The sequence below is a fragment of the Mesorhizobium tamadayense genome (assembly GCF_003863365.1).
Classification (GTDB): Bacteria; Pseudomonadota; Alphaproteobacteria; order Rhizobiales; family Rhizobiaceae; genus Mesorhizobium; species Mesorhizobium tamadayense.
Window position 1 is genome coordinate 33,045 of sequence record NZ_RQXT01000052.1, and the last position, 17,530, is coordinate 50,574.

At 62.3% G+C, this 17,530-nt stretch carries 17 protein-coding genes; 14 read left to right on the forward strand and 3 right to left on the reverse strand.

Annotated features, from left to right (window positions below):
• Positions 1–9: 9 nt before the first annotated feature.
• The 6 genes from EH240_RS29870 to EH240_RS29895 all read left to right on the forward strand — a co-directional run bounded on the left by EH240_RS29870 (position 10) and on the right by EH240_RS29895 (position 7,710).
• A complete protein-coding gene (locus EH240_RS29870) occupies positions 10–1,017 on the forward strand; it encodes an ABC transporter permease (RefSeq protein WP_167484216.1) in 1,008 nt (335 codons plus the stop codon).
• A 7-nt stretch (positions 1,018–1,024) separates the two neighbouring features.
• Positions 1,025–2,530, forward strand: coding sequence for a sugar ABC transporter ATP-binding protein (locus tag EH240_RS29875; RefSeq protein WP_125005320.1), 1,506 nt, complete (start codon positions 1,025–1,027; stop codon positions 2,528–2,530).
• 14 nt (positions 2,531–2,544) lie between these two features.
• Positions 2,545–3,489, forward strand: a complete 945-nt coding sequence (locus tag EH240_RS29880) for an ABC transporter permease (protein WP_125005322.1) — start codon at positions 2,545–2,547, stop codon at positions 3,487–3,489.
• A 7-nt stretch (positions 3,490–3,496) separates the two neighbouring features.
• Positions 3,497–4,525 carry a zinc-dependent alcohol dehydrogenase gene (locus tag EH240_RS29885; RefSeq protein WP_125005324.1) on the forward strand — a complete coding sequence of 343 codons (1,029 nt, stop codon included), beginning with the start codon at positions 3,497–3,499 and terminating at the stop codon, positions 4,523–4,525.
• Between the two features lie 87 nt (positions 4,526–4,612).
• Entirely contained in the window at positions 4,613–6,112 is a 1,500-nt protein-coding gene (locus tag EH240_RS29890) for an aldehyde dehydrogenase family protein (protein WP_125005325.1), read from the forward strand.
• Positions 6,109–7,710 (forward strand): GMC family oxidoreductase, encoded by a 1,602-nt coding sequence (locus EH240_RS29895; protein WP_425374846.1) that lies wholly within the window; start codon positions 6,109–6,111, stop codon positions 7,708–7,710. The genes EH240_RS29890 and EH240_RS29895 overlap by 4 nt, the downstream gene beginning before the upstream one ends.
• A gap of 74 nt (positions 7,711–7,784) precedes the next feature.
• Here the strand turns inward: EH240_RS29895 and EH240_RS29900 are convergent, their stop codons facing one another.
• Positions 7,785–8,603: an aldo/keto reductase gene (locus tag EH240_RS29900; protein WP_125005355.1), complete on the reverse strand. Its 819-nt coding sequence runs from the start codon at positions 8,601–8,603 to the stop codon at positions 7,785–7,787.
• Between the two features lie 208 nt (positions 8,604–8,811).
• Here EH240_RS29900 and EH240_RS29905 point away from each other — a divergent pair, with 208 nt between their 5' ends.
• From EH240_RS29905 to EH240_RS29915, 3 genes are read left to right on the forward strand one after another with little or no spacing between them, the layout of a single operon-like run.
• A complete protein-coding gene (locus EH240_RS29905) occupies positions 8,812–10,404 on the forward strand; it encodes an acyl CoA:acetate/3-ketoacid CoA transferase (RefSeq protein ID WP_125005329.1) in 1,593 nt (530 codons plus the stop codon).
• Positions 10,404–11,174 carry an enoyl-CoA hydratase/isomerase family protein gene (locus EH240_RS29910; RefSeq protein WP_125005331.1) on the forward strand — a complete coding sequence of 257 codons (771 nt, stop codon included), beginning with the start codon at positions 10,404–10,406 and terminating at the stop codon, positions 11,172–11,174. The genes EH240_RS29905 and EH240_RS29910 overlap by 1 nt, the downstream gene beginning before the upstream one ends.
• A 55-nt stretch (positions 11,175–11,229) precedes the next feature.
• Positions 11,230–11,541, forward strand: a complete 312-nt coding sequence (locus EH240_RS29915) for a Dabb family protein (protein ID WP_125005333.1) — start codon at positions 11,230–11,232, stop codon at positions 11,539–11,541.
• Positions 11,542–11,571: 30 nt separating this feature from the next.
• On the opposite strand, the gene EH240_RS29920 is transcribed toward EH240_RS29915, so the two are convergent.
• Both EH240_RS29920 and EH240_RS29925 read right to left on the reverse strand, forming a co-directional pair.
• On the reverse strand, positions 11,572–12,123 hold the full coding sequence (locus EH240_RS29920; RefSeq protein ID WP_425374844.1) for a MaoC family dehydratase: 552 nt from the start codon (positions 12,121–12,123) through the stop codon (positions 11,572–11,574).
• Positions 12,036–13,052 carry an aldo/keto reductase gene (locus tag EH240_RS29925; RefSeq protein WP_125005335.1) on the reverse strand — a complete coding sequence of 339 codons (1,017 nt, stop codon included), beginning with the start codon at positions 13,050–13,052 and terminating at the stop codon, positions 12,036–12,038. Before EH240_RS29925 ends, EH240_RS29920 begins: the two co-directional genes overlap by 88 nt.
• Before the next feature lie 164 nt (positions 13,053–13,216).
• On the opposite strand from EH240_RS29925, the gene EH240_RS29930 reads away from it, so the two are divergent.
• The 5 genes from EH240_RS29930 to EH240_RS29950 form a co-directional block, all read left to right on the forward strand.
• Positions 13,217–14,362 carry an acyl-CoA dehydrogenase family protein gene (locus EH240_RS29930; protein WP_125005337.1) on the forward strand — a complete coding sequence of 382 codons (1,146 nt, stop codon included), beginning with the start codon at positions 13,217–13,219 and terminating at the stop codon, positions 14,360–14,362.
• Positions 14,359–15,141, forward strand: a complete 783-nt coding sequence (locus EH240_RS29935; protein ID WP_125005339.1) for a 3-ketoacyl-ACP reductase — start codon at positions 14,359–14,361, stop codon at positions 15,139–15,141. The genes EH240_RS29930 and EH240_RS29935 overlap by 4 nt, the downstream gene beginning before the upstream one ends.
• A gap of 34 nt (positions 15,142–15,175) precedes the next feature.
• Positions 15,176–16,324 carry a dihydrodipicolinate synthase family protein gene (locus EH240_RS29940; RefSeq protein ID WP_125005341.1) on the forward strand — a complete coding sequence of 383 codons (1,149 nt, stop codon included), beginning with the start codon at positions 15,176–15,178 and terminating at the stop codon, positions 16,322–16,324.
• A 9-nt stretch (positions 16,325–16,333) separates the two neighbouring features.
• On the forward strand, positions 16,334–17,194 hold the full coding sequence (locus EH240_RS29945) for a sugar phosphate isomerase/epimerase family protein (RefSeq protein ID WP_125005343.1): 861 nt from the start codon (positions 16,334–16,336) through the stop codon (positions 17,192–17,194).
• 24 nt (positions 17,195–17,218) lie between these two features.
• On the forward strand, positions 17,219–17,530 hold a 312-nt coding region (locus EH240_RS29950), incomplete at its 3' end, for an electron transfer flavoprotein subunit beta/FixA family protein (RefSeq protein WP_425374845.1).

Consider the following 17,530-nt stretch of genomic DNA (forward strand, 5'->3'; position numbering starts at 1 on the left):
ATGCTTGCGATGGCGACCCGCTTCGCCGTCCCTTGCCCGTGGGAGAAGAGCGTGGAAAATTTGTTGACCAGAGACAATTTGCAGAAATGGGCACCGCTTCTGGTGCTTTTCGCGCTCGTCCTGTTTTTCTCGATCGCCAATCCGAATTTCCTATCCATGCGCAACTTCGCGCGCATCTCCATTCTCTCGACCCCGGCACTAATGATCGGCGTCGGTGTGACTTTCATTATCCTCATGGGATCGATCGATCTCTCCATGGAAGGGGCCGTGGCAGTCTGCGCCGTGCTGTTCGCCACGATGTTCACGGCATTGGGGGGAAGTCTGGCAGGATGGGGATGGCTGGCGATCCCAGGTGCGCTGTTCGTCGGAGCTCTTTTCGGTCTGATCAATGGGCTGGTGCATGTCGGGCTCAAAATACCGTCCTTCATGGCGAGCCTGTCGATGGGCTTCGTCGGCATCGGCCTGTCACTTCTGATCACTGGCGGTGACAGAATCCGTGTCGAGGACCCGCTCTTCCGCTCGCTGCTTACCTATCGGCTGGGTGGCTTTCCAGTGATGGTGTATGTCGCGCTGGCGGCGCTGCTCATTGCGGGCTTTATTCAGGGGCAGACGAAAATCGGGCGCAATTTCTATGCCGTTGGCGGCGGTGAGGATCTCGCCCATGCATCGGGCCTTAACGTACCCAGGGTGCGCATCATCGGCTTTGTCATTGCCGGGATTTTCTACGCGCTTGGTGCAATGCTGGCGGTGGCACAGATCGGCATTGCCGAGACTGTGACCGGACGCAACCTGATGTTCGTCTCCATCACCTCCGTGGTCGTGGGCGGCACCGCGCTCTGGGGAGGCGCCGGCGGCGTGTGGAACACACTCGTTGGTGTCCTCATCGTCAATGTCATCGGTAACGGCATGGTGGTCATGGGATTGCCAAGCTACGTTCAGGACGGCGTGCTCGGACTGCTTGTCATTATCGCGGTCTATCTGTCGACCGACCGTCGCTCTTTGTCTTTCGTGAAGTGACGCGCAAATGTTCGAGCTTCAGAAAGTCGAAAAGAAATTCCCCGGCGTGCACGCACTGAAAGGCATCGATTTCACCATCAAGCGCGGCGAGATCGTTGGTCTTGTCGGGGAGAACGGCGCCGGCAAGTCGACGCTGATGAAAGTCATCTATGGCGCCTATCAGCATGACGGCGGACAGGTGCTCGTGGATGGACGGGCGGTGCGCTTCCACAATCCGCGCCAGGCCATGGATATGGGCGTCGGCATGGTGTTCCAGGAACAGTCGCTGATCCCGAACCTGACCGTCATGGAAAACATCTTCCTCGGATTCGAACAGCAGTTCGTGCACCTGGGCGTCGTCAACTGGAAGAAGATGGCGACGGCAGCTCGTCAGCAACTCGACAAGGTCAAGCTTTCGATCGATCCGGCAACAGTCACCTCGAAATTGTCCTTCGCACAGCGCCAGCTGGTGGAGCTTGCCAAGGTGCTGACACTGGAAGAGCGTGTGCAGGGCGACCTCGTCATCCTGCTCGACGAGCCGACATCGGTGCTGGCCAAGGAGGAAATCGAGCTTCTGTTCAGCCTGGTCAGGGACCTGCGCAAGCGCGCTTCATTCATCTTCGTTTCGCATCGGCTGGATGAGGTCATCGAGCTGTCCGACCGCATCTATGTGATGAAGGACGGCGCCGTGGTCGACGTCGTCGATGGCAAGGATGCTGACGTCGCCTCGATCCAGCACAAGATGGTCGGACGCAACATCAGCAAGGAATATTACCGCGAGGAGAAGCAGAAGCCCTTCGACGCCGCAAAGCCTCTGCTGGAAGTCGATGGGATCAGCCTTGCGGGTCGCTACAACGACATTTCGCTCAAGCTGCATGCCGGGGAGGTACTCTGTCTGGTCGGTGTCGAAGGTTCGGGGCGCGAAGCGATCTTGCGCACCATCTTCGGCCTGCAGAAGCCGCATCTCGGTCAGGTCACGCTCAAGGGCCGGCGGGTCGAGACCTTCAGCGCCGCGCACGGGGTCGAGTGCGGCGTCGGCTATGTGCCGCGCGAGCGCAAGATCGAGGGCATGGTCGGTGGCATGACCGTCTACGAGAACATCACGCTGTCGCAGATGCGCAACTATTCGAATGCAGGCGTATTGGAGATTGCCAGGGAGAGGGGGCTTGCCCGCGACTGGATCAAGAAACTCTCGATCAAGGCATCTTCAGAGAACGTCGATTGCGCCAACCTTTCCGGCGGCAATCAGCAGAAGGTGGTGCTCGCCAAGTGGCGGAGCGGCGGTTCCGACATCATCCTCCTCGATCATCCGACGCGGGGCCTGGACATCGGCGCCAAGGAGGACGTCTACGATATGGTGCGCGACATGTGCGGTGCCGGCGTCGGCATCATCCTGGTCGCCGACACGCTCGAAGAGGCAATTGGTCTGAGCCACACCATTGCCGTCATCAGGGATGGCGAGATCCGCAAATGGTACGACTGCCCACCCGGCGGCAAGCCGTCGCTTTACGATCTCATCCACTACATGACATGACCCAGGAGCGCGCAATGTCATTTGGTCGCCTCAAGCGACACTTTCCGTGGATCACCCTGGCGGTCCTGGTTCTCATCGTCGGCACCATCCACCCGAGTTTCCTGCGGCCGCAAAACCTCATCGAGCTCGCCGGCGACATCGTGCCGCTGTTCATCATGGCGCTTGGCATGACGCTCGTCATCTACATCGGCGGCATCGATCTTTCCGCCCAGTCGGTGGCGAACATGACCACTGTGCTTGCGACCATATCGCTGCCAATATTTGGCGTGTTCAGCGGCGTGCTCGTCATCCTGGCAGGCTTGGCGTTCGGCGCTCTTTCCGGTTTCGTGACGACACGGCTTAAAGTGCCGTCCTTCATTGCCACGCTCGCGGTGGGAGGCCTGGCGCTGTCCGTTGGGCAATATGCCTCCAGCCAGCGCGCGCTCTACATGGACGCCGGTGAACGCGATCACGCCTTCGGTTGGATGGTCGGCAGCGGATGGAGCGGCGTGCCGCATGAACTAATCCTTGCCCTGGTCCTGGTCGTGCTTGCCTGGTTCCTGCAGAACCGCACCACGATAGGACGCGCCCTCAAAGCTATCGGCGCCGGCGAGCCTGCCGCCGTCGCTTCCGGGCTGAAGGTCGAGCGCTACAAGATCCTGGCTTTTGCCTTCTCCGGCATGCTCGCCGCGATTGCCGGGCTGCTTTTCTCCGTCAAGCTTTCCGGCGGTTCGCCGACGCTTGCCGAAGGCTTTCTGCTGCCGGCGATCGTCGCCGTCCTGGTCGGCGGCACGCCGCTGACGGGCGGCGTCGGCGGCGTGCTGAACACCTTGGTCGGTGTGCTGATCGTGGCGGTGGTACGCGCCAGCATGCTGTATTTCGGAGTGCCAGCGACAAGCCAGCAGATCGTCTTCGGCATCGTGCTGATCGTTGCGATCGCGCTGACGATCGACCGTTCCAAAATTCGTATCGTGAAGTAGGCCGGCCATGGAAACGATGATGGCGGCGGTGCTCGTCGCGCCGCGACTTTTCGAGATCAAGGAATTGCCTGTCCCGGTGTGCGGACCCGATGACGTCCTCGTCAAGATTGATCGCTGTGGGATCTGCGGCACCGATATCCATATGTTCAATGGTCATTATGCCACTGAGCGGCTGCCCATCGTTCCCGGCCATGAATTCACCGGAACGATCAGCCGGCTCGGCGAGCGGGCAGGCCCATTCGTACTCGGGCAGCGTGTGGTCGCCGACATCAATATCGGCTGCGGCAGATGCTATTTCTGCCGCCGGAACGAGGTGCTCAACTGCGCCGAGGTTCGCCAGGTCGGCATCTCGCGCGACGGTGCTTTCGCGCAATATGTCTCGCTTCCCGGCAGGCTGGTCATTGCGGCCCCCGACGATGCCGCGCCGTCGATGCTGGCGCTGACCGAGCCGGTGGCCTGCGTCGTGCGCGCCGCGCGCAAGGCCGACGTGCGCTTCGGCCAATCCGTCGTCGTCCTCGGCGCGGGACCGATCGGCAATCTCCACATCCAGATGATGCGGCTGGCCGGGGCGGCGCCCATCATCGTTGTTGAACTTTCTCCGGAGCGTGCCCGGCTCGCAGGGCCGGCAGGCGCCGACGCGGTTGTAACCGATCCCTCCAGGGTCGAGGAGACCGTACTCGCCATGACCGGCGGACGCGGTGCAGACGTTGTCATCGAAAGCGTGGGCCTGCCGCAGCTCTACGCCCAGGCTTTCGACCTGATCCGGCCCGGTGGCCATGTCGCAGCCTTCGGCATCACCGGTCCTGGGGACAGCATTCCGCTTGTGCTGCTCGACACCGTGCTCAGGGAAAATTCGGTGAAAGGATCGGTCGCAGGCATGGGAGAGGACATGCACGACGCGCTGACCCTGCTGCTGCATGGCCGGTTCGATGTCGCCCCCTTCTTGGGAGCCACTTACGAACTCTCTGCGATCCAGGAGGCGTTCGAGACGCTGAAGGACCGGCCCGATGTTCTGAAGACGCAAATCGCGATCTGAACGGCAGGGAGCGCGCGGCGGCGACGCTTGAAATAACCAAATAGTTACTTATAGTGCGATCGTGGCGACGGCCGGAGGAGAAATACCATGGATCATCAACCCGCCCATTTCTTGCTACCGTCCGACCCACGGACGTTCGGTTTCTTCGTCGACGGCAAGATCGTTGAGGCTGGCGCCCGTCCATATTTCGAGCGGCACAGTCCGGGGCACGGCGTTGCGGTCACCCGCATCCCGAAATGTACCAAGGAAGATCTCGACCTGGCTGTGGCTGCAGCGCGGCGGGCTTTCGAGGACGGGCGGTGGTCGCGCATCCCCTCGGTCGAACGGGCGAGCGTGCTGTTGCGGGCCGCGCAGATAATCCGCCGGCGCGCCGAGGAGATCGCTCTTTGGGAAACGCTGGAGAATGGCAAACCCATCAGTCAGGCCCGCGCCGAGATCGACGGTTGCGTCGGCATCTTCGAATACGCGGCCGGCGCAGCCCGCGCACTGCATGGCGATGCTTTCAACAATCTGGGCGACCGCCTGTTTGGGCTGGTCACACGGGAGCCGATTGGGGTGGTCGGTCTCATCACGCCCTGGAATTTTCCCTTCCTCATCCTGTGCGAGCGCGTGCCGTTCATTCTTGCAGCCGGCTGCACGATCGTCGCCAAGCCGTCCGAAGTGACCTCGGCGACGACACTGATCCTCGCCGAAGTATTGGCGGAGGCCGGCCTGCCGGCGGGCTGTTACAATGTGGTCACCGGGTCGGGCAGCACGATCGGCCAGGCGATGACGGAGCATATGGACGTCGACATGCTGTCCTTCACTGGCTCGACCTCGGTTGGCCGGCGCTGTGTCCAGGCGGCCACCGGAAACTTCAAGAAACTCGGCCTGGAGCTCGGTGGCAAGAACCCGCAGATCGTCTTTGCCGACGCTGATCTCGAGGACGCCGCCGATGGCGTCGCCTTCGGCATAGGCTTCAATACCGGTCAGTGCTGCGTCAGCGGCAGCCGGCTGATCGTCGAGCGCTCGGTGGCGCGCGCGTTTGAAGAAATGGTCACGGCGAAGTTCGCCAAGGTAAAGGTCGGCGACCCGCTCGATCCGGCGACGCAGGTTGGCGCCATCACCACGGCCGCGCAGAATGAGACCATCATGACATATATCGCCAAGGGCAGGGCGGAGGGCGCAAGGCTAGTCTGCGGTGGCGAACAGCTCGATTTCGGCCATGGTCACTACATCGCGCCGACCCTGTTCGGCGACGTGAGCGCCGACATGGCGATCGCGCGTGACGAGATCTTCGGGCCGGTGCTCAGCGTCATGCCGTTCGATACGATCGAGGAGGCGATCGCCATCGCCAACGACACCGTCTATGGGCTGGCGGCCAGCGTGTGGAGCAAGAACATAGACAAGGCGTTGACGGTGGCCCGGCGCGTGCGCGCCGGACGGTTCTGGATCAACACTACGCTTGCCGGCGGACCGGAGCTTCCGTTAGGCGGCTTCAAGCAGTCAGGCTGGGGACGCGAGGCCGGCATATACGGTGTCGAGGAATACACCCAGATCAAGTCCGTGCATATCGAACTCGGAAAGCGTGAGCCTTGGGTGTCGTGACAAGCGAACGCGGATACGACTTCGTCATCGTCGGCGGCGGCTCGGCAGGTTGTGTGGTGGCCGCGCGTCTGTCGGAAAATGCGGATGCGCGCGTGCTTCTGCTTGAGGCCGGTGGCCGCGACACCAATCCTTACATTCACATGCCGGTCGGCTTTGCCAAGATGACCTCCGGCCCTTTGACCTGGGGATTGAAGACCGCGCCGCAGAAACATGCCAACCAGCGCGAGATTCCCTATGCCCAGGCCAAGGTGATCGGCGGCGGATCGTCCATCAACGCCGAGGTCTATACGCGCGGTCATCCCGCCGACTACGACCGCTGGGCCCACGACGAAGGGGCCGAGGCATGGTCGTTCGCCGATATCCAGCCCTATTTCCTGCGCTCGGAAGGCAACACCATGTTTTCGGGAGAGATGCACGGCACCGATGGTCCACTCGGCGTTTCGAACATCCCGGACCCGCAGCCAACGACCCGGGCATTTGTGCAAGCATGCCTGGAATTCGGCATGCCCTACAATCCCGATTTCAATGGCAAGGCCCAGGAAGGCGCGGGCGTCTACCAGACGACCACCAGGAACGCACGGCGCTGTTCTGCAGCTGTCGGTTATCTCAGGCCGGCCAAGGGCCGCCCCAATTTGACGGTCGAGACCGGATGCCTGGTCGACCGCGTCCTTTTCGAGGGAGTTCGAGCCATCGGCGTGGCGTATCGCCGTGCCGGCGAGAAGCGCGTTGCGCGAGCCGACAGCGAGGTGTTGGTCACCGCCGGCGCGATCGGTTCGCCAAAGATCATGATGCTGTCCGGCGTTGGGCCGGCGGCGCATCTGAGACAGCATGGCATTGAGGTCGTCCATGACCTGCCCGGTGTCGGTGAGAACCTCACCGACCATTACGGTGTCGATATCGTCGCCGAACTGAAGGGCCCGACCAGCCTCGACAAATACAACAAGCTTCACTGGATGATTTGGGCCGGCATCCAGTACAAGCTGTTCAAGAGCGGCCCGGTGACGTCAAACGTCGTCGAAGGCGGCGCGTTCTGGTACGGTGACCGATCGTCGGTCATTCCTGACCTGCAGTTTCATTTCCTGGCCGGTGCCGGCGCCGAGGACGGCGTTCCGAGCGTCCCGTCGGGCTCCGGCATCACGCTCAATTCCTATGCGCTGCGGCCAAAAAGCCGCGGCACTGTCCGGTTGCGCTCGTCCGATCCCGCCGACAAGCCGATTGTCGATCCGAATTTTCTTGCCGATCCCGCCGATCTGAAGATCTCGGCGGAAGGGGTGCGCATCAGCCGCGAGATTTTCCAGCAACCCTCGCTGCAGAAATACATCCGCCGCCTGCATCTGCCGGGCGCGGACGTCAAGACGCAGAAGGACTATGAGGAGTACGCGCGCCACTATGGCCGTACCTCTTACCATCCGACTTGCACTTGCAAGATGGGCATCGATGCAATCGCAGTGGTGGACCCGAAACTTCGAGTGCGGGGGCTGGAAAACATACGCGTCTGCGATTCATCGGTCATGCCCAGCCTGGTAGGCTCGAACACCAACGCCGCGACGATCATGATCGGCGAAAGGGCAGCAGACCTCATCCGCGGCAATAGGTAAGGGAACTCTCCCGGCAGAGAGCGGCAGCCGTGCAGGCTGCCGTTTTCGTTTGAATCCGAGATTCTGCCGTCCTGTCAGTCCCAGTCGGGTGCCCATGGCACCAGGTCTGAGCCGATTATGCGCTTGTTCGTATGGGTGAGCGCATCGATGCGCGCCATGTCTATGCTGGAAAGTGTGAAGTCCATGATGTCGAAATTCGCACGGATGTTCTCAGGCTTGGTCGACATGGTGTTCACCGAGACCCCTTTCTGGAGGATCCAGCGCAGCACCACCTGACCGGCGGATTTGCCGTAGGCTTGGCCGATTTCGGCGAACTGCGGATATTTGAAGACTTCGCCGCGGGCAACGGAGGTGAAGGACGACAGCGGAATGCCGGTCTCGTTGGCCGCGCCGAGCAGGATGTCCTGATTGAGAAGCGGATGGAACTCGACTTGGTTGGTCACGATAGGCCCGTCAAGGATGTTGCGTGCGTCGCGCATCATGCTGGCGGTGAAATTCGACAGGCCGATATGGCGTGCCAGGCCCTTGTCCTGCGCGCGCTGGAGCTGCCTCAGGGGCGACGCAATGTCACCGTCGAGCGGCGGCCAGTGCAGGAGGAGCGCATCGACATAGTCCAGTCGCAAATCCTTCAAGCTCTGTTCGACCGAGGTCAGAAACAGCGCCTCGCCATAATTGTCGGGATGGACCTTGGTGGTAAGGAAAAGGTCCTGACGTGGCACCTCGGACCGCGCGAGGCCTTCTCCGACCTCGGCCTCGTTGCCGTACATCTGCGCGGTGTCGAAAGCCCGGTAGCCGACGTCCAGCGCCACCGCAATTGCGGCCATGCAGGCGTCGTGTCGCAGCGGGAACGTGCCGAAGGCCCTCTGGTGCGTCTTCTGGAAAAGGATGTTCACGATTTCCTCCAGTGTCGTCGGTTGCTCTAAATAAATAACTGAATAGTTACTTACACCACTCCGCATGTCGCTGGCAAGATCGCCGTCTGCCGATCTCGAAGCGATTTCGTGGCATCCCAGGCGCGACCGCCACAGATCGGTCTTGACCAAATCCGGGAGCGTGGTAATAACTAAACAGTTACTTTACTCGATGCAGGCAGGCGGCTTCATGTCCAAGGTTACCAGCGCGGCGAATGCGGCAGCGGCAGTCAAGGATGGCGCGATTGTCGCGGTCAATTCGTCGAGCGGACTGTGCTGTCCAGATCTGGTCCTGAAGGCGCTTGGCGAGCGCTACCGTGACGAGCGCCATCCGGCTGGGCTGACCATGATCCACCCGATCGCAGCCGGCGACATGTTCGGCACCAAGGGCATCGACCATCTGGCGCAAGACGGCATGATCGACACCATTATCGGCGGGTCGTACCCGTCCGGACCGTCCTCGTCGGAGCCTCCCTTGATCTGGCAGATGCTCGGCGAAGAGCGGGTCGCTGCCTACAATGTCCCAAGCGGCATCATCTTCGACATGCTGCGTGAAGCGGCCGGACATCGCCCGGGCGTGATCACCAAGGTTGGCCTCGAAACATTCGTCGATCCCAGCCTGGACGGCTGCGCCATGAACGCGTGTGCGCGGGCGCGTCCGATCGTGCGCAAGATCGAGTTCGAGGGCGATGAATGGCTGTATTTCCCGTCGATCAAGCCGGACGTGGCGATTATTCGTGCCACCACCGCCGACGAACGAGGCAACCTGACATTCGAGCACGAGGGCGCCTATCTCGGCGCGATGGAGCTTGCGCTTGCGGCGCACAATTGCGGCGGGCTGGTGATCGCCCAGGTCAAGCACGTCGCCCAGGCCGGCACGCTGCGCCCGCATGACGTACGCGTGCCGGGCGTTCTGGTCGACATGATCGTCGAGGATCCCGAGCAGTTGCAGACGACGGCCACGTCATACGATCCAGCGATATCCGGCGAACTGTTCAGGCCGCTCGATACGTTCCGGCTGCCGGCCTTCGATGCAGCCAAGACGATGGCGCGCCGGGTTGCGATGGAACTGCAGCCGGGATGGGTCGTCAACATCGGCTTTGGCATTTCGGCCAACGTGCCGCGTATCTTCCTCGAGGAGGGCCGGCACCGCGATGTCACATGGGTGATCGAGCAGGGCGCGGTCGGCGGGATTCCGCTGCTCGATTTCAAGTTCGGCTGTTCGGCAAATGCGGAGGCGTTCGTCCCTTCACCGCACCAGTTCACCTATTTTCAGGCGGCGGGTTTCGACGCGTCCTTGCTCTCTTTCCTGCAGATCGATACCGACGGGTCGGTCAACGTCTCGAAGTTGTCGGCGCGGCCACACGTCACCGCCGGCGCCGGCGGCTTCGTCGACATCACCGCCCGGGCAAGGAAGATCGTCTTTTCCGGCTATTTCAATGCCGGGGCGAAACTCTCAGTCGGCAATGGAAAGCTCTCCATCGACAAGGAAGGCAAGGTGGCCAAGCTGGTACCCCGTGTCGAGCAGGTGTCCTTTTCAGGCAAGCGCGCAACTGCGCAAGGACAGGATGTGACCTATGTCACCGAGCGCTGCGTGCTTCGGCTCATCGATGGCAAGGTCACGGTGACCGAGATCGCGCCCGGAGTTGATCTGAACCGGGACATCCTTGGCCAGGCGGCGTTTCCGCTGGCAGTCGCCGACACCATTCGCCCGATGTCGGGACATCTTTTCATGCCGGACCGAATGGAAGCCCATTTTTGCCTAGCCGTGGCTGCCGAGTGATGCCGGAAAACCCGATCGGTCTTGATGTCGTCGGCCAGGTCGCGGTCGTGACACTCGACCGTGCCGAAAAGCGCAACGCATTGAACGCGGCGATGATCGACGGGCTTGCGAAGGCCTGCAGGACCATTGAGCACGATGCAACGATCAGGATCGTGATCCTGACCGGCGCGGGCAACAGGGCCTTCTCCTCGGGCGGCGATATCCAGGCCTGGAGCGACATGGCTCCGGACGATTTCGGCCGCTTCTGGCTGCGCGAAGGCCATGATGCCTTTGCGGCCGTCGCCCGACTCCGGCAGCCGGTGATCGCTGTGCTCAACGGGGATGTGTACGGCGGCGGACTGGAACTGGCAGCTTGCGCGGACCTGCGGATTGCCGAGCAGCATGTCAGAATTGCTCTGCCGGAAACCGGGCTGGGCATCATTCCGGGGTGGTCAGGCACACAGCGCGCGGCCCGCCGTTTCGGCGCGCAACTGGTGCGGCGCATGGCGCTGTTCGGCGAGGTCTTCGACACCGGACAGGCACTTGGCCTCGGCATCGTCGATCACGTGACGGAAGGAGGCGCGGGAATGACCGCAGCTCGGCAGATAGCCGAGCGGGTCTGCGGTCGCGCGCCGCTTGCGACCGAGCTGACAAAGATGCTTGTCAACGCTGCCGAAGGCGAGGAATCAGAACGCATCCTGGAGGCGATGGCAGGCATTGCCGCCGCGCGCTCTCCCGACCTTCAGGAGGGTCTGGCCGCCTTCCGCGAAAAGCGGCCTGCGCGTTTTTGAGGACGGCCAATTGGTCGTCCGACGAGGCGAGACATGTGACTAGGGGAAGGTTCCGATGATCCGCCATTTTGTGCTGCTGCGTTTTCGCGACGATGTAAGTGCCGAAACCAAATCCGGACTCTATCAGGAATTGGGCCGCCTGCGCGATCATCTGCCGGGCATTGTGGCCTTTCACGGTGGACCGAATGTCAGCGTGGAAACCGACCTGATCCGCGGCAACCGCGACGCATTCTGGGTCGATTTCGCAGATGAGAATGCCCGTGATGACTATCTGCGCGATCAAAGTCACCAGGAGGTCGGTGCGCGGATCGTGGCCCATACGGAAGGCGGCATTGATGGCGTGACGGTGGTCGATCTTCGATTCTAATGGCAGGTCCACTGACCGGCGCGACGCGACCTAGCGATAGACCATCAGCTTGTTGTCTCCGGACTGGACCGTTTCGCCGCGCTGGTTCGTGACGACGAAGCGCAGCGCCAGGATCCCTCGCGCTGCATTCCGGGTTTCTCGCTTGCCGGCAACGACGATGCGTGCGCGGATCTCATCGCCGGCAACGACAGGCGCCGCGAAAGTCCAGTCCCAGCCTAGCGAAGCGATTGCCCGAAACCCTGCCTGTGCCTGGTTTTTCAATCCGTCCACCAGCGACAGCACCAGCAGTCCATGCGCGACGCGGGCCTGGAAGCCGTGGCGTTGCGCGCCCGCTACGCTCATATGGATTTCGAAACGATCGCCTGTCAGCTCGGCGAAAGATTCGATCATCTGCTCTGTGACAGCCACGGCACCGGTCTCGTACCAATCGCCGACAGCTATATCCCCGTAGGACAAGCCTTGAGCTATCAGGCGACCCGGCGCATTTCCTGCCGTCATACCGGCACCGGGGCATCCTCCCGGATCAGCTTGCGCTGCTTCAGGTCGGCCCAGAACTCTGTGGGGATCGGATGGCTGAACCATGCGAGGTTCTGGGACAATTGCTCCACCGTCCGCGTGCCAGCGCAGAAGGATGGAATGGCGGGGTGGGCCACAACGAATTGCAGCGCGGCTGCGGGGAGGGGCACATTGTGGTCGCGGCAGACGGCCTCGATCCTGGCGACCTTGTCCATAACCGCCGCCGGCGCCGGCGCGTAATTGTATTTGGCGCCATCGACCGCGCCTGTCGCCAAGATGCCGGAGTTGAAGCCGCCGCCCACGATCACCGCGACGTTGCGCTCTTGGCAAAGCGGCAGGAATTCGTCGAGCGCATCCTGCTCCAGGAGCGTATATCGGCCCGCCAGCAGGAAGCAGTCGAAGTCGCGCTGCCTGAGCGCCTCGAGGCAAACCTCCCATTCATTGACGCCGACGCCGATCGCCTTGACCAGGCCTTCCCCACGCAGCTTCTCCAGCGCGCGCCAGCAGCCGTCCATTGCTTGCCTGAACACCTCAGGCTGGGCGTCGCCACGCGTGAAGCGGTCGATGTCATGGATGAACAGCATGTCGATGTGCTCCAGCCCCAGACGCTGAAGCGAATCCTCGAACGACCGCATCGTCCCATCATAGCTGTAGTCGAAGATCATCTCGTTGGCGGCAGCGTTCGTCCACGGCGAAAAGTCGATCTCGGATCGCTTCTTCGCCTTCAGCACGCGCCCGACCTTCGATGCCAGCACGAAATCCGAACGGTTCTTCCAACGCAGCGAATGGCCAAGGCGCAGTTCCGAAAGTCCGTGGCCGTACATCGGTGCGGTGTCGTAGAGCCGGACCCCGGCGTTCCAGGCATGCTGGATCATGCCATCGGCCGTGGTTTCGTCGATTTCCCTGAGAAAGTTCCCGATTGGCGCGGTGCCGAAGGCGAAAGCCGTGACATCGAGATCGACCCGGCCGAACTTGCGCCTGTCTGAAGGCTGCATCCGATTTCCTCCCGTTAGTAACCATCTGGTTATTTTTTATCCCAACTTCCCGTGCCAGACAAGTCGTTGTTATGGAGGTTGATCGGACGCGTCGATTTTCCGCGCTTGACGCGGGAGCCGCATTGGCGTTAGGAGTAACTAGATAGTTACAAACGATGGACGCAATGCTGATCACAGACACCCAGCGCCAGGTGCGGGACATGGCCCGCCAGTTTGCCGACGAGGTCATCCGGCCGGCGGCTGAGGCTCTCGATCGTGACGAGCGCTTTCCCGCGGAAATCTACCAGCAGATGGGTTCGCTCGGCCTGTTCGGCGTGGGTGTTCCCGAGGAGATGGGCGGCCCTGGTTTCGATACGCTCACTTACGCGCTGGTGATGGAGGAGCTGTCGCGGGGCTACGCATCGGTAGCCGACCAGTGCGGTCTGGTTGAACTGATCAGCACGCTGTTGGTGCGCCACGGCACTGCGTCTCAGCGCGAGCAATGGCTAGGTCCCGTGATGCGCGCCGAAACCAAGGTCGCTTACTGCATCACCGAGCCCGAAGCCGGCACCGATGTCTCGGGCATCCGCACCACGGCGACGCGTGAGGGAAGCGGCTGGCGGCTTAACGGTGGGAAAATCTGGATCCACAACGCGCCGGTCGCCGATATTGGTTTCGTGCTTGCCCGCACTGACAAGGACGCCGGCCATCGCGGCATGAGCATCTTCATCGTCGATCTACATGCCAAGGGCATCGAACGCGGCCCGAAGGAGCACAAGATGGGCCAGCGCGCCAGCCAGGTGGGCGCACTCAATTTCGCCGATGCCAGACTCGGTGAAGAGGCTCTGCTCGGCGAGGACGGGAAGGGCTTCCACATGATGATGAGCGTGCTTGATAAAGGGCGCGTCGGCATTGCTTCGCTTGCGGTGGGGATCGGGCAGGCCGGATTGGAAGCGGCCGTCGATTATGCTCAGCAGCGCAGGCAATTCGGCAAGGCTATCGTCGAGTTTCAAGGCGTCCAGTGGCTTTTGGCCGACATGGCCAAGGACATCGAAGCGGCGCGTCTTCTGGTGCAGAGCGCGGCCGCCAAGATCGACTCCGGCGAGAATGCGACCAAGGCCTGCTCGATTGCGAAGTGCTTCGCCGGCGACATGGCCGTCGCCCGCACCGCCGATGCGGTGCAGATTTTCGGTGGCTCCGGCTATATCCGCGGTTTCGAAGTCGAACGGCTCTATCGCGATGCCAAGATCACGCAGATCTATGAAGGCACCAACCAGATTCAGCGGATGATCATCGCGCGTGAATTGCTCAAGCATGGGGCGCGGGCATGAGTGCAGCGCCGCGCCATGCGGTTCTGATCACGGGTTCGAGCCGCGGCATCGGGCTTGCCGCTGCCCTCGAACTGGCCCGGATCGGTTTCGCCATTGCACTTAACGGGCCGGCCGACGACGAAGAGTTGCGTGAAGCAGAGGCGACGGTCGCCGCCACAGGTGCTCCGGTGGTCCGGATGGTCTGTGATGTCAGCGATCTTTCATCGCATGATACGCTCCTTGACCAGGTGGAAAATGCGATCGGTCCGCTGTCGACATGCATCAACAATGCTGGCGTGTCGGTGATGGATCGCGGCGATCCGCTCGAGGTGTCGGAAGCGAGTTATGACCGCTGCCAAGCGGTCAACGCCAAGGCGCAATTCTTCCTCGGCCAGCGCTGGGCGCGACGGGTCCTGACGCGGCCGCGCGATGACGGCCGTTTCTATAGCCTCATCAACGTGTCGTCATCCAACGCCTCCGCGGTGGCCGAGCCGCGCGCCGAGTACTGCATCTCCAAGGCCGCCTCCGCCATGATCAGCAAGGTTTTCGCCGTGCGGCTCGGGCGGGAAAACATTGCGGTTTACGACATCCAGCCAGGTTTGATCGAGACGGCGATGACCAGACCCGTCTCGCAGAGCTATCAGCGGCGGATCGATGAGGAAGGCCTGACCCTGATCCGCAGGCTCGGGCAGCCGCAAGAGGTCGGCCGCATCATGGCGACGCTGGCGTCGGGCGCGCTGCCCTATACGACCGGTCATGTCATCTCGGCAGATGCCGGAATGCTGGTGCCGCGTTTTTGAGCTCCCGCGGCGATGTGAGACAGGAGGCGACCCGATGATGATCAGTCTTCCAGATGCCAACGGCGTCTTTTCCGACTACCGCATGGGCGGAAAGACCGTTCCGGTGGCCACACTCTCGCAGCGTTCCGCGCGCGTCGTCTTTTCGGCCGCCCATGTCGTTGCCGACCCGTTTACGGACAATGATCCGCTAGGGCCGGCCAGCGTGGACTGGGACGCCACCATGGCATTCCGACGCTATCTTGCAGATATGGGCCTCGGCATTGCGGAAGCGATGGACACGGCCCAGCGCGGCATGGGTCTCGACTGGCCCGGCGCCCTCGAACTGATCCGCCGCACCAGGCAGGAACTTCCTGCTGCGCTGGTGTTCAACGGCTGCGGTACCGATCACCTTGACCCCGGCGCCACGCGCTCGCTTGACGATGTGCGGCGTGCCTATTTCGAACAGGTCGAGACGATCCAGGCGCTGGGCGGGCGGTTAATCCTGATGGCGAGCCGCGCGCTGGCGGCGGTCGCCTCGCGCCCGGACGACTACATGTCGGTCTACCGCGACGTGCTTGGCCGATGCGACAATCCGGTGATCCTGCATTGGCTAGGCGATATGTTCGATCCGGCACTTGCGGGCTACTGGGGAACGGACAGCTTCGAGCAGGCGATGGAAACGGTGCTTGCCATCATCGCCGAGAACGAAAGCAAGGTTGACGGCATCAAGATCTCGCTGCTGGACAAGGACAAAGAGATCCGGATGCGCCGCCGGCTGCCGGCGGGCGTCAAGATGTATACGGGCGATGATTTCAACTATCCCGAGCTGATTGCCGGCGACGAGCACGGCTTTTCGCATGCGCTGCTTGGCATCTTCGATCCACTGGCGCCGGCGGCTGCCCATGCGGTGGCAAGGTTGGGAGAGGGTGATGTCAAGGCGTTCCGTGACGCGCTGGATCCCACCGTACCGCTGGCGCGACTGATCTTCCGGGCGCCGGCGCAACATTATAAGACCGGCGTCGTCTTCCTCGCCTGGCTGAACGGGTTCCAAGATCATTTCGTCATGTTGGGCGGTGCGCAGGCGAAGCGTCCGCTGCCCTATTTCGTGGAGGCCTTCAAGCTCGCCGATGGCTGCGGACTGCTGCGTGATCCCGAGATGGCGGCCGACCGCATGCAACGACTGCTTGCGGTCTACGGCGCCTGAAACGAACTGATGCGCGATTTTTCGAACGATCATTCCGCGCTGGCCCTCAATACGGCCACGCTCGGCCACAATGTCGACGGGCACGGAGCCGGCTGGCCCATCGAGCGTGTCATCGATGCCTGTGCCGAGCGGGGCTTCGGCGGCATCGTGTTCTGGCGGCGCGAGATCGGGGGGAGAGCGGTCGAGATCGGCAATCGCGCCCGTGCCGCGGGGCTCGCCGTGGCCGGGCTCTGCCGGGCGCCTTTCCTCGTCGGTCCATTGGCGCTGCCGACAAGGTCCGCAATCATGGACGATTTTCGCGCCTCCATCGACATGGCGGCCGACCTTGGAGCGCCGGTGCTCACGATCGTGACGGGCGGTGTCGAGCCGCGCACGCTCGGTGTGTCGGAAAGTCTGAAGCGTGTCGCCGAACGCGTCGCCGAGGCAGCCTCCTATGCCTCGACCTGCAGTGTCAAACTGGCGCTCGAGCCGCTCAACCCCGTCTATGGCGGCGACCGCTCTTGCCTGGTGACCATTCGCGATGCGATCGATCTCTGCGATGCCATCGGCCACGCCAATGTCGGCGTGGCCATCGATGTCTACCACGTCTGGTGGGATACCACCCTCGAGGCAGAACTGAATCGCGTCGGCGCGGGACGCATCCTTGGCTACCATCTGTGCGACTGGCTGGCCGAAACGCGCGACGTTCTTGTCGATCGTGGCATGATGGGCGACGGCGTTGCCGATCTGAAGGCGATCCGGGCTGCAGTCGAGACGGCCGGCTACTGCAGCTTGTGCGAAGTAGAGATCTTTTCCGCTGGGAACTGGTGGAAACGTGATCCGGCCGACGTGCTCGATACCTGCGTCGAGCGCTTTCGAACGGTTTGCTGAAAGCGGATGCTGGGAGTTGTAGCGATGAAGATTCTTGTGCCCGTGAAGCGGGTTGTGGATGCCAACGTCAAGGTCCGGGTCAAGGCCGACGGACTGGGCGTCGAGCTTGCCAACGTCAAGATGGCGATGAACCCGTTCGACGAGATCGCGGTGGAAGAGGCGATCCGGCTCAAGGAAGCCGGCAAGGCGGAAGAAATCATCGTCGTTTCGGTCGGTCCGAGCCAAGCGCAGGAGACGCTGCGCACCGCGCTCGCCATGGGCGCCGACCGCGCGATCCTGGTCAAGACCGACGAGCAGACCGAGCCGCTGGGTGTCGCCAAGGTGCTGAAGGGCGTG

Coding starts and splice junctions, on each gene's coding strand:
- EH240_RS29870 (WP_167484216.1), top strand. CDS start 10: ATGGCGACCCGCTTCGCCGTCCCTTGCCCGTGGGAGAAGAGCGTGGAA.
- EH240_RS29875 (WP_125005320.1), top strand. CDS start 1,025: ATGTTCGAGCTTCAGAAAGTCGAAAAGAAATTCCCCGGCGTGCACGCA.
- EH240_RS29880 (WP_125005322.1), top strand. CDS start 2,545: ATGTCATTTGGTCGCCTCAAGCGACACTTTCCGTGGATCACCCTGGCG.
- EH240_RS29885 (WP_125005324.1), top strand. CDS start 3,497: ATGGAAACGATGATGGCGGCGGTGCTCGTCGCGCCGCGACTTTTCGAG.
- EH240_RS29890 (WP_125005325.1), top strand. CDS start 4,613: ATGGATCATCAACCCGCCCATTTCTTGCTACCGTCCGACCCACGGACG.
- EH240_RS29905 (WP_125005329.1), top strand. CDS start 8,812: ATGTCCAAGGTTACCAGCGCGGCGAATGCGGCAGCGGCAGTCAAGGAT.
- EH240_RS29910 (WP_125005331.1), top strand. CDS start 10,404: ATGCCGGAAAACCCGATCGGTCTTGATGTCGTCGGCCAGGTCGCGGTC.
- EH240_RS29915 (WP_125005333.1), top strand. CDS start 11,230: ATGATCCGCCATTTTGTGCTGCTGCGTTTTCGCGACGATGTAAGTGCC.
- EH240_RS29920 (WP_425374844.1), bottom strand. CDS start 12,123: ATGGTTCAGCCATCCGATCCCCACAGAGTTCTGGGCCGACCTGAAGCA.
- EH240_RS29925 (WP_125005335.1), bottom strand. CDS start 13,052: ATGCAGCCTTCAGACAGGCGCAAGTTCGGCCGGGTCGATCTCGATGTC.
- EH240_RS29930 (WP_125005337.1), top strand. CDS start 13,217: ATGCTGATCACAGACACCCAGCGCCAGGTGCGGGACATGGCCCGCCAG.
- EH240_RS29935 (WP_125005339.1), top strand. CDS start 14,359: ATGAGTGCAGCGCCGCGCCATGCGGTTCTGATCACGGGTTCGAGCCGC.
- EH240_RS29940 (WP_125005341.1), top strand. CDS start 15,176: ATGATGATCAGTCTTCCAGATGCCAACGGCGTCTTTTCCGACTACCGC.
- EH240_RS29945 (WP_125005343.1), top strand. CDS start 16,334: ATGCGCGATTTTTCGAACGATCATTCCGCGCTGGCCCTCAATACGGCC.